11 protein-coding genes and 1 pseudogene are annotated in these 12,780 nt (G+C 55.0%); 7 read left to right on the top strand and 5 right to left on the bottom strand.

The window, feature by feature from the left end; genetic code table 11:
• Positions 1-28: 28 nt before the first annotated feature.
• Together BM022_RS03645 and BM022_RS03640 are read left to right on the top strand one after the other, a co-directional pair.
• Positions 29-274, top strand: coding sequence for a hypothetical protein (locus BM022_RS03645; RefSeq protein ID WP_091136972.1), 246 nt, complete (start codon positions 29-31; stop codon positions 272-274).
• Positions 275-706: 432 nt separating this feature from the next.
• Positions 707-1,126: a hypothetical protein gene (locus BM022_RS03640; protein WP_091136971.1), complete on the top strand. Its 420-nt coding sequence runs from the start codon at positions 707-709 to the stop codon at positions 1,124-1,126.
• 77 nt (positions 1,127-1,203) lie between these two features.
• Here the strand turns inward: BM022_RS03640 and BM022_RS03635 are convergent, their stop codons facing one another.
• From BM022_RS03635 to BM022_RS03625, 3 genes are all read right to left on the bottom strand, one after another.
• Positions 1,204-2,865, bottom strand: coding sequence for an alpha-glucosidase (locus BM022_RS03635; RefSeq protein ID WP_091136970.1), 1,662 nt, complete (start codon positions 2,863-2,865; stop codon positions 1,204-1,206).
• 280 nt (positions 2,866-3,145) lie between these two features.
• Positions 3,146-4,618: an amino acid permease gene (locus tag BM022_RS03630; protein ID WP_091136968.1), complete on the bottom strand. Its 1,473-nt coding sequence runs from the start codon at positions 4,616-4,618 to the stop codon at positions 3,146-3,148.
• 218 nt (positions 4,619-4,836) lie between these two features.
• Positions 4,837-5,517: a DNA-3-methyladenine glycosylase family protein gene (locus BM022_RS03625; protein WP_091136967.1), complete on the bottom strand. Its 681-nt coding sequence runs from the start codon at positions 5,515-5,517 to the stop codon at positions 4,837-4,839.
• A 239-nt stretch (positions 5,518-5,756) separates the two neighbouring features.
• Between BM022_RS03625 and BM022_RS03620 the strand changes: the two genes are divergently transcribed.
• A complete protein-coding gene (locus tag BM022_RS03620; RefSeq protein ID WP_091136966.1) occupies positions 5,757-6,773 on the top strand; it encodes an NADPH-dependent aldehyde reductase Ahr in 1,017 nt (338 codons plus the stop codon).
• A gap of 20 nt (positions 6,774-6,793) precedes the next feature.
• Here BM022_RS03620 and BM022_RS03615 read toward each other — a convergent pair whose 3' ends face one another.
• The gene (locus BM022_RS03615; protein WP_091136964.1) at positions 6,794-7,321 is read right to left on the bottom strand and encodes a DUF1269 domain-containing protein; all 528 of its coding nucleotides are present in this window, start codon (positions 7,319-7,321) and stop codon (positions 6,794-6,796) included.
• A 599-nt stretch (positions 7,322-7,920) separates the two neighbouring features.
• Between BM022_RS03615 and BM022_RS15890 the strand changes: the two are divergent.
• From BM022_RS15890 to BM022_RS03595, 4 genes and pseudogenes are all read left to right on the top strand, one after another.
• A pseudogene (locus tag BM022_RS15890) lies at positions 7,921-8,106 on the top strand (Ada metal-binding domain-containing protein); the annotation flags it as partial.
• Between the two features lie 169 nt (positions 8,107-8,275).
• Positions 8,276-9,778 carry a 2OG-Fe(II) oxygenase gene (locus tag BM022_RS15885; protein WP_256208890.1) on the top strand — a complete coding sequence of 501 codons (1,503 nt, stop codon included), beginning with the start codon at positions 8,276-8,278 and terminating at the stop codon, positions 9,776-9,778.
• Entirely contained in the window at positions 9,768-10,451 is a 684-nt protein-coding gene (gene alkB / locus BM022_RS03600; protein ID WP_091136962.1) for a DNA oxidative demethylase AlkB, read from the top strand. Before BM022_RS15885 ends, alkB begins: the two co-directional genes overlap by 11 nt.
• Positions 10,452-10,707: 256 nt before the next feature.
• Complete coding sequence (locus BM022_RS03595) at positions 10,708-10,992, top strand: PepSY domain-containing protein (protein ID WP_091136960.1); 285 nt, start codon at positions 10,708-10,710, stop codon at positions 10,990-10,992.
• A gap of 166 nt (positions 10,993-11,158) precedes the next feature.
• Here the strand turns inward: BM022_RS03595 and chrA are convergent, their stop codons facing one another.
• A complete protein-coding gene (gene chrA, locus BM022_RS03590) occupies positions 11,159-12,493 on the bottom strand; it encodes a chromate efflux transporter (protein ID WP_091136958.1) in 1,335 nt (444 codons plus the stop codon).
• Between the last annotated feature and the right edge of the window lie 287 nt (positions 12,494-12,780).

Here is a 12,780-nt window from a genome sequence, read left to right as displayed (position 1 = left end):
GCAACTAGAGTTTCTGGAGGAACTTATAATGAAAAAATCAGGATTGATAGATATGTTTGGCTTAAGCAGCGATCCGATAAGTAACGACCAACTGGACGGTCTGCTCTTTCGCCTCGAATCGGATGGCCACATTGCACGTGAAGGTGGCTCAGAAAACCCCTTCTCGCCATCCTTAATAGTAGCCCCGGGTTACGAGTCCGACGACCTGCTTTTCAATACGTCAAATGAGGGGGAACGAACGATGAGGCTGGCTTTATACCCGACCCTTCAATAACCGAATAGTGATGTGATTGCAGCATGATTGTCAAACACAGCTCGACAGTTAGCGATGAGCTGGCAGTCGACTTTTCGGGGCAGAAACATCTCTAACACGTCTTCACGCCCATTCAAGGTCCGTTCTATTTCTGTTAGCAACTGATTCCGCAAAAAGGAGCCGGGTGAATATCAGGAGTAGAAAAAGGTTTGTGTTACTCGGGCATAGTAGAGCGCACGCATTAAATCATAAAATTGATTGTCCCCTAGTCGGCGATGGATTGGACCAGCTGAATGCCGTCTGGATCAAGATTTTCTGAAATGACCCGTTAACGATCTCTGTACCTACTAATATGTAGTAATACATAGTAGTACCTGTGTCCAGCAGTCACGACGGGTCCATAAGATGAGGCTTCCATCGGACCCGTCCGGATTTAATCGATCGGGGAGGATTATGCGCGAGATCATCGGTGTTGCGTTGTCATCTGTGCTCTTCTATTTGAGCAACCGGATGGCTATCGTCATTAAACTGACCGGCCGAGGATGGAAGCAACCCTATCGAACGTATTATAAACTGGTCGATGCTTCGCGTCGGGCGCGAACATGGGGACAACGCCCACCGCGAAGCATTACGCGAGGCGAGCAACTGGGGCGAGGAGCACCCGTTGACGCCAGGACGGAGTTCGGACCCTTTGGTGGCAAGACGATCATCCCGATGCTGGGACCGAGCGCAGGCCTGGCAACCAGCGGGCGTGAAGCTGATTTATTCTCCGGTTCGGGGAGGAGCGGCCGGAATGAGAACGCGGTGTGCCAGGAACGCTTGACCGCAGAGACCATCGTCAAGCCTTTCGGCCAGCACAGCGGCCAGACGTAACGTATAAAGGATCAAGGGAGGGGTGCGGCAACCACTGAAAGTGTTCAGGCGTGTCAAACCCAGGCGCCCGGACCTGCCTAATGGTGCGCTGCCACCATGACGCGTCCTTCGAATGGCTGAAAATGCGTCTCCTTGCCTTGAGCATGGGTCGACAGCAAGACCTCATTATCGAGCGGGCTTTTCAGGCGGTATCTCGACATGTTCAGCAGCACCAGATATTTCTCGCCTCCGGCAATGCGGTAGTAAGCGAGCATTTTGCGGTTGCAAAAATCATGCGCAATCTCAAGCTGTCCGGCGTTCAGCGCAGGGGTTTCATTCCGAAGACAAATTACCTTTCTATAAAAATTGAGCAGCGAATCAGGTTCAGCCATTTGCTTCTCAACGTTTATGTCCTTGAAATTTTCCGCTACCGGAAGCCACGGTTGAGCGGAGGTATGACAGAAGCCTGCATAGGCCTCGTCGTTCCACAACATAGGGGTGCGGCACTCGTCGCGGTTAAGAATTTCGGCACTTCTGTCCACCAGGAACTGTGGAACCCAGTTGTGCTGCAGGGCGATCGCGTCCTTTCCCTGTTTTAGCGGAATGCGCACCCTGGGAATTCCAATCTCGTCACCAAAATAGGTGAACGGAATACCCCGGCAGGTAAACTGGAACAGCGCCAGCAATTTCGCCTTTTTCACGCTTCCTCCCAGACGACTGATCACGCGGTTACGGTCGTGGTTGGCAAAAACGAGGGTGGGCAACAGCGGGTCCGGAAAATGTTCTTCGAACCTCATCAGCAAATTGCGGTAATTCGGGGCTCTAAACGGGGTTGAAATTGCTTTGAAAAGGAAGACGGCATGGAGGCCATTCTTCCCCTCGTGATGACAGAAACGGTTTATCACTCCCTCATCACCATGCGATTCGCCGATGAGTATCCTTTTCGGGTTTTCGAACTCATTCACCACATCTCTGAGTTCGGTCGCGAATTCGAAGCTCTTTTCGTGCAGGAAGTTATGCTTCAGATGCTGGAAAAATATGGATAGCGATTGATCGGACGGGCTTAAGCGAAAGCTGATGGGGTTGTCGCGAAGCTCGGGATCTTCATAGATCGCGCTGACAATATCCAGCCGGAAGCCATCCACGCCTTTGTTCAGCCAGAATCGCGCAATCTCGAACATGGCTTCCTTCACTTCCGGATTGTGGTAGTTCAGGTCGGGTTGAAAAGGCAGAAACGCGGTGTAGTTGAACTGGTCTCGCTCGGGATAGTAGGTCCATGCCTTGTTTCCTGCCATGGCACGCCAATTGTTCGGTGCTCTCGTCCCATTCCTGCCCTTTCCATCCCTCCAGATATACCAATCCGCCTTCGGGTTGTCGCGTGAGCTGGCGGACTCCTTGAACCAGTCATGCTGATCGGAGGTGTGATTCAGCACCAGGTCGAAGACGAGCTTCATGCCTCTGCCATGCACCTCCTGCACCAGCTTTTCGAAGAGCGCCATATCCCCATAATGGGGAGAGATAGCGTAATAGTCGCTGATGTCATAGCCAAAGTCCCTTTGCGGACTTTCGGTGAACGGGGAAATCCAGATGGTTTCGTATCCAAGGTATTGGATGTAGTCCAGTTTTTCAATAATGCCGGGTATATCTCCGATACCGTCGCCATTGCTATCGAAAAAGGACCGCGGATAGACATGATAAACGGTGGTTTTTTTCCACCATTCGGCGTCCTCCAAAGCAAGATCAGTACTATCGACCGGCATATGTCCGCGGGAAACAGGTTTGGAAAAGAGGCCGAGGTTTAATTCCGCTCAGCCGGGCATGTCAAGAAACTTGAGTCCCTGTTGCAGGGGTGGATTTGTAAAGTGGGAAAGTTGTCCCTGGGAAACAAGCCTCCGCTTTCAGAAATAGAAGACACGCTGCCACCGGCATGAGTTCAATTATTTTCCGCGGGAAGCTGGAAGCGTATGCCTGAATCCCGGCAATAGCTTCTTCCGCATCCGGGCCGCAGCTGGGCTGAAGCAAGATATGGCGTGTATCAGATCAATCGCTCGCAGGATGGTTTGCCAAATGGCTGTGTCGCCGGGCATAGCTGAAATAGACAATCAGGCCGATCGTGGCCCAGGCCAGAAACATCTGGATCGTGCCCCAACCCAGGCTGATGAACAGCAGGGCGCAGCCCGCCATCGCCAAGGGTCCCACCATCCATAGCATAGGCGTCTTAAAGGGCCGATGCCGCTCCGGGTCGCGCCGGCGCAATACCATCACCCCCAGGGCCACCATGAAGAACGCGAACAGCGTGCCGGAGTTCGAGATATCCGCCAGTGTTGCAACCGGGAACAGGGCGGCAAATAGCGCCACCGCGAGGCCGGTTGCCTGCGTGACGATATGCGGCGTGTGAAAACGAGGATGAATATGGGAGAAAGCTGCCGGCATCAACCCGTCCCTAGACATAGTAAACAGCACCCGCGTTTGACCATAAATCATCATGAGCACGACCGAGGGGAGAGCGATAATCGCTGCTGACGCCACCCAGTTGCCTACAGCCGGGTATCCCACCTCACGCAGCACGAACGCCAACGGTTCCTTCGAGAGGGATAGTTCGCCGCCGGGCTGAGATCCAACCGCGCCGACGGCCGCATAAGCCACGACCAGGTAAATCAGCGTACAAATCGTCAGTGACCCGATGAGCCCGATCGGTACATTACGGTTGGGATTTTTCGTTTCTTCCGCAGCCGTCGAGACGGCGTCGAATCCCACGTAAGCAAAAAAAATGGAAGCGGCTGCGCCCAGCACGCCAACTCCGGAAAGCGGCGTCCCCCAGCCATTGGGGAACATGGGTTCAAAATTGGCTGAATTGACGGCTGGCAGAGCGAGAATAATGAAGGCGGCAAGCGCGACAATTTTGACGATGACCAGAACGGCGGTGAATCTGGCGCTTTTGCCGGTGCCCATGATCAGCAACGACGTGACGAAGAGCGAAACCAGGAATGCCAGGAGGTTGAATCCGCCCGCGGCAGTCGCGAGTCCAGCCCCGCTGTCATTTCCAGTCCCGGGCACCAGAACCCTGTCGAAAGGTCCGGCGGTCAGGAACAGAGGCAGACCGTAGCCGATCTCGTGCAAAAACCCATTGATATAGCCGGACCAACCAACTGCCACCGCAGCGGCCGCAACGGCATATTCGAGGATAAGCGCCCAGCCTACCATCCACGCCATCAATTCACCGAATACCGCATAGGAATAGGTGTAGGCCGAGCCGGCCACGGGCACGATTGCCGCAATTTCGGAATATACCAGGGCTGTGAGTGCGCACACGAACCCGGCAATGACAAACGAGTACATCATTGCCGGGCCGGCCTTGTCTGCCGCAACCGATGTCAAAACGAAAATGCCGGTACCAATGACGGCGCCGATCCCCAGCATGGTCAGGTCAAATGCTCCGAGCTGGCGCTTAAGTCCCTTTTTCTGCGCTGCTTCAAGGATGTGATCGAGGGATTTGACGCGCTCAAACAGCATGGTTTCTCCGATTATCGAAGGCGTTACACGCCCCGGCGTTATTTTTTGCCTTTTTTAAGGGGCGGCCGCTGCCGGGCAAGGACGGTATTCTAAACCAGAGCAAACCTTCGCGATGAAATGCTTTGCCCCCTGCGAACGGATGGGAAAGAGTACTCAAAAAAGGGGCGCCGGCGGACGGGTCCCGGGATGCCAGCGGCGTGCTTATTCAGAACGGGTTGCTATTTTTCCTTCGTCATTCTGGAATAGTCCGGCAAGGAGGCGACACGCCATAAATACCAGGATGCTGCGGTTCGATACGGGCTGCACGGCAAGCCGGCCTTTTCCAATTCCTTGCGAGTGGGCAAGGTGTTCATGGATTTTAGAAACCGGTATCCGTCGCGTACCCCAAAATCATCCACAGGCAGGATATCCATGCGTCCCAACGTATGCATTAGAAACATTTCCACGGTCCACCGGCCGATGCCGGGGAGGGTGATGAGCCGGGCGACAAGCTCATCGTCCTGCATTCGTCGGGCAGCATCGAGGGAAGGTACCAGTCCATTCAGCGCGCCTTCTGCGATGTGCTTGACGGCGGTTATCTTTCGCGTTGAGAAACCGCAGCGGCGCAAATCTCCATCTGGAGTCGCAAACACTTGGTCGGGGAGCGGAAAGGTTGTTTCAGAACCACTGGTCGGATACAAATTCAGGAATCTGGCGATAATAGCATCGGCGGCCCGGGCGTGAAGTTGCTGGTAGGCAACCGCCCTGATAAGGGCTTCGTATGGCTCCCGCAAGCGTGGTTGGAGCGTGCAGGGGCCAATGTGGTGTATCAATCGGGCCCAATCGGCATCGATAAGCGCGAGATGTGCCGGCGCCTGACAGAAGTCCACGGTTTCACCGATTCCACTGATTTCAGGCATTGGGCGGCCCTCCGATTCCATCGCTTCTGATGGGATGTGATTGAAAACTTGAATAGATCATCGGCGCGACCGTGCTTGAGGATGTTATGTTGACGGGAATAGATTTTACCCGCAAAGTAAGCGTGGATCTGAATGGGTTGAACACGGCAGGGGCCGCCGAGCGATTATCACCGATGTTTCATATGGGGCCGTAAAAGGCAAAACAATGTGAGTATCCGGCTTGAATAGGGAGGAAAGCCATGACGGACATCAGGGGATGGGTCTCGCACGGGGCTAAGCAAAAACTTGAGCCTTTCACCTACGATGCCGGTCCGCTGGGGCCGGAAGAGGTGGAGATCGGCGTCGAATTCTGCGGCCTCTGCCACTCCGATCTTTCCATTCTTAACAACGATTGGGGATTGTCCCAGTATCCGGTCGTGCTGGGCCATGAGGCGGTGGGCCGCATCGTGGCCGCGGGTGATCAGGTCAAGGGATTGGGGATCGGCCAGCGTGTCGGGATCGGATGGACCAGCGCCAGTTGCATGCATTGCCATCAATGCATGACTGGCGATCATCATCTCTGCGCTGGAGCAGTTGCGACAATCATCGGCCACCGCGGGGGTTTTGCGGAAAAGGTGCGTTCGCATTGGGCTTGGGCTGTTCCCTTGCCGGAAGCGCTCGATATTTCCTCTGCCGGTCCGCTGCTGTGTGGCGGTATTACTGTGTTTGCGCCCCTAGCTATCTACGATGTGAAACCAACGGACCGGGTAGGTGTGGTCGGCATCGGCGGCTTGGGGCACATGGCCCTTCAATTTGCGAATGCCTGGGGTTGCGAGGTAACCGCCTTTTCCTCGAACCCGTCGAAGATGGAAGAAGTACGAAAATTCGGCGCGCATCGGGTGGTGTCAAGCCGGGATCGCGCCGGCATCCTGAAGGCGGCAAATTCGCTTGATTTTCTACTTGTCACAGCGAATGTTCCGCTGGATTGGAGCGCGTTTTTGCAGACGCTCAAGCCTAATGGGCGCATGCACCTCGTCGGCGCGGTCCTGGAACCTATACCGGTTGGCGCTTTCGACCTTATCTTCGGACAGAAAAGCATCTCCGGGTCGCCGACGGGGAGTCCGGCCGCGATGTCGTCCATGCTGGATTTCGCCGCCCGGCATAATATCGCGCCCCAGGTGGAGCACTTCCCGCTGAGTAAGGTGAACGACGCCATCGCCCATCTCGCGGCGGGGGAGGCGCGTTACCGCATCGTCCTCGATGCAGACTTCACATAGCGACGGTCAACTCGAGGCGGTCAATTTGAGGCGGGTACGGTTGCCCCTTCAAGAGCTTCCTGAAGCTTTTTCTCCTGTTCTGGTGACAGGGAGGTCCGCAGGACCTTTCCTTTAACGCCAGAGAGTTCCGCGAGAACCTTTTCCGGTTGCACCTTTCGTACGAGAATAAAAAGCGCGGACGAGTTGGGCGGAATGGTCTCGGCTAGTGATTTAACGAAATCATCATTGATGCCATAGTCGACTAGAGAACCGGATAGGGCGCCTGCTCCGGCGCCGATTGCGCTACCCAGAACAAATCCCGCCAACGGGTTTAGGAAAATGAACCCGACCAGGGTCCCCCATAGACCACCAGAAAGAAAACCGGTCGTTGTTCCGGCTGTGACAGTATTAATGCTTTGCTTGAGATGCACCTTGCCCGCGTCGTCGCGCACGACGACGACCGCGTCCTCGATATCTATCAGATATTCCCGCTTTAACTTGCTCAGCCTCAGCAGAACGAGATCCGCTTCTTCAGGATCTTTAAAGCCCACTACGATTAATTCGGACATGTCGTTTCCTCCCATGGACAGCTGTTATATGGAATATTTGAAATACCTTAGTCCCATCTACCGGTCTCCGGACGCCGCCCCGTTCTTGGTCGTCACCAAGGTCGTGTAGGACGTTGTGAGCATGCGTGTCGGAAGGGGTCCGGTTCGTGGATGGCTGCAAATCGTTATAGAGCGAGCCGCGCCGTTCGTCCGTTCGAGACCGTACCTAATGGAGAAGGCAGGAGGACAAATTGCCCGGGATCCCCGGGACCATCAAGGCGGCCCTTCGATAGCCTGGCTAAACGGTGCCGCTGCAAGCAGGGATGTGCAGTGCGCGCAGGGAAACAAATACATGAATGTTTCCGGAATCAATGCCGGTCCGACTAGTCAATGGATCATGCCGGGGCGTAAAAGCAGGAGGTAAGTGTGAGGGTATTGCGCGATGATCGGTGGCCACCCGGTCAACTAATTAGCCATCCAAGGTGAACTGAGCCGACCGGCGCATTAAATTTACTCTATCGGCGGTGGAATTTGAAAGCAAGACCTGGAGTGCAACGGGCTGCCGACATTGATAGATTGGCAATTGTTTATCATTGTCTGCGTAACTTCAGGGAGCCATCATGAATAGCTTAGCGGAAAAAGCACGGCTTGGCGCTCAAACAGTCCAAGACCCTCGTTGGACCGACATCGTTGTCCGTAACGCCGAAGCCGACGGCAAGTTTTATTTCGGAGTCAGGACCACGGGCGTCTACTGCCGTCCCTCTTGCGGTGCGCGTACGGCGCGGCCCGAGAATGTCAGTTTTTACGCTACGCGCGAAGAAGCCCAAACGGCAGGCTTCAGACCCTGCAAGCGCTGCCGGCCTGACCGCTCCACGGTTATAGACCCGTATGCCGTCCGGGTTACGCAGGCGTGCCGTATAATTGAAGAATCGGAGGCCACCCCAACTCTGGAGGAAACTCGCCCGCCAGCTTGGCATGAGCGCCTATCACTTCCATCGTGTGTTCAGGCAAGTCACCGGATTGACGCCCCGGCAGTACGCTGCAGCGCAGCGCGAGAAAAAGGTGCGCCATCAACTCGGCCGGGGGAGCACGGTCACGGCTGCTATTTTCGATGCCGGCTATAGTTCCAGCAGCCGTTTTTATGAAAGATCGAACAACGTTCTGGGGATGTTGCCGAGCTGCTATCGGGCGGGCGGAATTGATACCAAAATTCGTTTTGCCGTTGGCGAATGCTCGCTGGGATCAATTCTGGTTGCTCAAAGCCAACGAGGTATTTGCGCGATTCTTCTCGGCGGCGATCCCGATAAACTAGTGCACGAACTGCAGGACAGCTTCCCCCATGCTGTCCTCAGTGGAGGGGATTCGAACTTCGAAGAACTTGTCGCGACCGTAGTCGGCTTTATCGAAGCGCCAAGCATCGGCTTGAGCCTCCCCCTCGATATACGTGGCACGGCTTTTCAGCAGCGGGTGTGGCAGGCACTGCGCGCAATTCCGCCGGGGAAGACGAAAAGCTACACCGATATTGCCAAACACATGGGTGCGCCCGGGTCCGCACGCGCAGTGGCTGGAGTATGCGCGGCGAACAAGCTTGCGGTAGCCATACCCTGTCACCGGGTGGTGCGTAAAGATGGCGACCTGGGAGGTTACCGCTGGGGCGTGGAGCGCAAGCGCACCCTGCTTGAGACTGAGTCGAACGCCGTGCCTGGAGGGGGAGGTGTTTCCGGATTGAATACCTTAACAGAGAGCACGTTTCCGAAGATTTCCCTGCATCGGGGCATCGTGACCCAGGTCGGCGCGCTTGATTGGGGCGGAATCGCAGAGGAACTGGACGCGCAGGGATGCGCAGTGATCGAAAAGCTGCTTGTTCCTCGGGAATGCGAGGCCTTAACCACGCTTTATCCAGAGGAGGGTGTTTTCCGCAGCAGGGTGGTAATGGCCCGTCATGGCTTTGGCCGGGGGGAATACAAGTATTTCAGCTACCCGTTGCCCGGCATCATCGCAGACCTGCGGGCCTCGATATATTTCCAGCTCGCGCCCATTGCCAACCGCTGGAATGAGGCAATGGGCATTCAGGTGCATTTCGCGGCGGAACACGGCGATTTCATCCGGCGCTGCCATGAGGCGGGCCAGCTTCGTCCGACTCCGCTGCTCTTACAATATGAGCCCGGCGATTACAATTGTCTGCATCAGGACTTGTACGGAGAACATGTATTCCCGATTCAGCTCACCATACTGCTAAGCGAGCCAGGACGAGATTTCACCGGAGGCGAATTTGTGTTGACCGAGCAGCGTCCCCGCATGCAGTCGCGTGCGGAAGTCGTGCCTCTCCGGCAGGGGGATGCTGTCGTGTTTGCTGTGCACCAGCGGCCGGTGCAAGGTACGCGAGGAGTATACAAGGTCAATTTGCGCCATGGTGTCAGCCGCCTTCGTTCCGGGCGTCGCCATACAGCGGGGATCATTTTTCACGATGCGACCTGAGAAAGTGGTGAACGGGACACTCAACTTGTTCGAGGATGAGGATACGGCGCCATGCCAGTCACGGCTGGAAGAGCTATGCCGCGGAGCCGTTGTCCTCCGCGCCTTCGCGCTCGCGGATGAGGCGCCTGTTCTGGCAGCGCTGGACGAAGTCATCGCGGAGGCGCCTCCACGTCACATGATCCCGCCAGGCGGTTTCCGCATGTCGGTCGCACTCACAAATTGTGGTTCCTACGGCTGGGTGACCGATCACACCGGCTATCGTTACCAAGCGAGTGATCCAGATAGTGGCAAGCCGTGGCCTCGCATGCCGGACGTGTTCCGCAAGGTGGCGCGAGATGCTGCTGCCACTGCGGGTTTTGAAAATTTCAAGCCCGACGCGTGCCTCGTCAATCTCTATCAGCCGGGGGCTAGGGTCTCATTGCATCAGGACAAGAATGAGCGAGACTTTGACGCGCCGATCGTTTCCGTTTCGCTTGGCCTCCCGGCTGTTTTCTTATGGGGCGGTTTACGACGGCAGGAAAGGCCGGCGCGTGTGCAATTGATCCACGGTGATGTCATGGTATGGGGCGGGCCTGCAAGGTTGTGTTTTCATGGCGTTCGCCCAGTTATGGAGGGCTATCATCCTGCGACTGGCCGCCTTCGGATTAATTTGACCTTTCGCAAGGCGGTGTAAAAATGGCGGGCGATGTTACGCTAGATGCCAGAGCGCTTCCCAAGGTGTTTTCCGCCTCTTTCCAGTTCACAATACGTTAGCTGATGTTCGTGATGGCGCGTCTGTTAGATATCGCACAGACGGATCTTCTGCCGCGTAGTAATCTATTTAAGGCTCCCGCCGCCTTCATTATTTATTCGGCAATTCATGAAGTGTGTCACGCGGCAAAAACAAAAAGGCAAAATAACAAAGCAATTTAACCCTGATAGGATCTCAAATGAAAAAGAGCATACTTTTATCAGTAGGTGCGATGGTATTCGCGACCTCGGCATTGGCCGGGAAAGAGGAGAAAGTGCATTGGTCGGAGCTGCCTGCTGCAGTACAGAAAACAATAACTGACAATGCAGGAGGTGGGAAAGTAGAGGAGATCGAGAAGGAAACAAAATCGAAAGACGGTAAAACCATCATCGTTTATGAAGCCGAGGTGAAGAAACCCGACGGCAAGAAGGTTGAAATTAAAGTGGGGGAAGACGGCAAGCTTATCGAGTCGGAGCGGAATTAAGCAAGAGTAAGCTTATCCGGTGAAGAATACCGTTGTGCGGTTTGGAATAGACGAGACACGTCGAGCTTCGCTAGCGCATCTTTACGGTCGAGGACGGGAATCAGGCATGGAGAACCGGTTTGTCTGAAGAATTTTTCCTATTTGCTTTGTTTTCACTAACTAGGTGCTAAGTGGTCAAGCGCCAGACCATACCCAGCATCCCGCATGACAGGAGGACGGGAATCACGCCTGCATTGAGGCGAAACATTGCCGTTACCGCTGTGATGATCAGTCCGATAGAGAACCAGTCCACATCGCCGCCCAAGCCCTGCGGCCAGACCACGTAATAGGCAAAAAATACAGCAAGATTAAGGATAACGCCGACCACAGCGGCCGTTATCGCTTTTAACGGTGCGGTAAATGACAGTTTTCCGTGGGTGGTTTCAATAAACGGCGCACCCATAAAAATAAAGATAAAGCTGGGCAAGAAGGTAAAGAACGTGACTACCCCCGCCCCTGTGAAAGCGGAAACAAATCGGGTTTCCGGGCCCAGCACCTGCATGCCCCACCCCCCGACAAAACCAACGAAGGTGACGACCATGATGAGCGGACCAGGTGTCGTTTCTCCCAAGGCCAGACCATCGATCATCTGTCCCGGGGTGAGCCACAGGTACTGTTCTACCGCGCCCTGATACACGTAGGGCAGGACCGCATAAGCACCACCGAAAGTCATCAGGGCGGCTTTAGTAAAAAACCAGCCCATCTGAGTGTAGGTGCCATTCCATCCATACATGCCCGACAATATTCCGATCGCGACGAGCCATATCACGATCCCAGCCGCAGCGGTTCGCCACAATGCTAGCCAGCTGAACAGGGCATGAGAGGGAATGGGACTGGCATCGTCAATAAGCGCAGGCTGGGATCGTTCCCTCGGGGCGCCGTGCGATTTTCCCGTTTCGAAGCGATGGGGCATGACACGGCCGGCATAATAGCCAATGAGCCCGGCGGTGAGGATGATGAAGGGGAAGGGCAATTTGAAGATCGTCAGGGCTATGAACGCGAGCCCAGCGATTAGCCATAGCAAGGGAGTGTTCAAGGTCCTTGAGCCGATGCGATAGGCGGCAAAAATTACAATGGCGACGATGGCGGGTTTGAGGCCATAGAGTACCCCTGCGACCGCCGGAACATTGCCGTAGGTCAAATAAATCCACGTCAGGACTATCAGTAAAAAAAACGACGGGAGCACGAACAGTGCTCCCGCAATGATTCCGCCCCAATGCCGGTGCATCAGCCAGCCGATGTAGGTGGCAAGTTGCTGCGCTTCCGGGCCGGGTAACACCATGCAAAAATTCAACGCATGGAGGAAACGGTCTTCCGAAATCCATCTTTTTTGCTCGACCAGGTCGTGATGCATGATGGCAATCTGCCCGGCGGGGCCACCGAAACTAATAAAGCCCAGCTTTAGCCAATACAGGGATGCCTGACCTAGCGTAATCGATGAAGGGTTTCCGGTAATGTGCATGAGCCAGCTTTGCCAGTCTTGAGGCGGCAATTATCGGGTTTTTTACGCAAGTCCCCACCGCCATTATTGCCTTTAGGTTCTGCTCGAAATATAATAGTAACAATTATCATTCAACTGCAATTGTTCAAACTTTTGCCTTCTTTCGTGGGCTCCGATGCGGGGCAGTCCGAGTACAAATGGTAACAGTCAAGTTCGCATGACCATGGGGGCTGCGATACGAGCGTTGAGAGCAATGGTAACGCGTTCCAGTCGCTGTCCAGCATAAACCAGCATTTATCGGTCGCCAT

The organism is Nitrosospira sp. Nsp14, assembly GCF_900113575.1.
In the GTDB taxonomy this organism is placed as follows: Bacteria; Pseudomonadota; Gammaproteobacteria; order Burkholderiales; family Nitrosomonadaceae; genus Nitrosospira.
Note: the sequence above shows the minus strand (reverse complement) of the source record. Positions and strands in the feature narration are given on the sequence as shown.

Bases quoted from the DNA above. Each gene is read 5' to 3' on its own strand.
- BM022_RS03645 (WP_091136972.1), top strand. From the start codon at position 29: ATGAAAAAATCAGGATTGATAGATATGTTTGGCTTAAGCAGCGATCCG.
- BM022_RS03640 (WP_091136971.1), top strand. From the start codon at position 707: ATGCGCGAGATCATCGGTGTTGCGTTGTCATCTGTGCTCTTCTATTTG.
- BM022_RS03635 (WP_091136970.1), bottom strand. From the start codon at position 2,865: ATGCCGGTCGATAGTACTGATCTTGCTTTGGAGGACGCCGAATGGTGG.
- BM022_RS03630 (WP_091136968.1), bottom strand. From the start codon at position 4,618: ATGCTGTTTGAGCGCGTCAAATCCCTCGATCACATCCTTGAAGCAGCG.
- BM022_RS03625 (WP_091136967.1), bottom strand. From the start codon at position 5,517: ATGCCTGAAATCAGTGGAATCGGTGAAACCGTGGACTTCTGTCAGGCG.
- BM022_RS03620 (WP_091136966.1), top strand. From the start codon at position 5,757: ATGACGGACATCAGGGGATGGGTCTCGCACGGGGCTAAGCAAAAACTT.
- BM022_RS03615 (WP_091136964.1), bottom strand. From the start codon at position 7,321: ATGTCCGAATTAATCGTAGTGGGCTTTAAAGATCCTGAAGAAGCGGAT.
- BM022_RS15885 (WP_256208890.1), top strand. From the start codon at position 8,276: ATGAGCGCCTATCACTTCCATCGTGTGTTCAGGCAAGTCACCGGATTG.
- alkB (WP_091136962.1), top strand. From the start codon at position 9,768: ATGCGACCTGAGAAAGTGGTGAACGGGACACTCAACTTGTTCGAGGAT.
- BM022_RS03595 (WP_091136960.1), top strand. From the start codon at position 10,708: ATGAAAAAGAGCATACTTTTATCAGTAGGTGCGATGGTATTCGCGACC.
- chrA (WP_091136958.1), bottom strand. From the start codon at position 12,493: ATGCACATTACCGGAAACCCTTCATCGATTACGCTAGGTCAGGCATCC.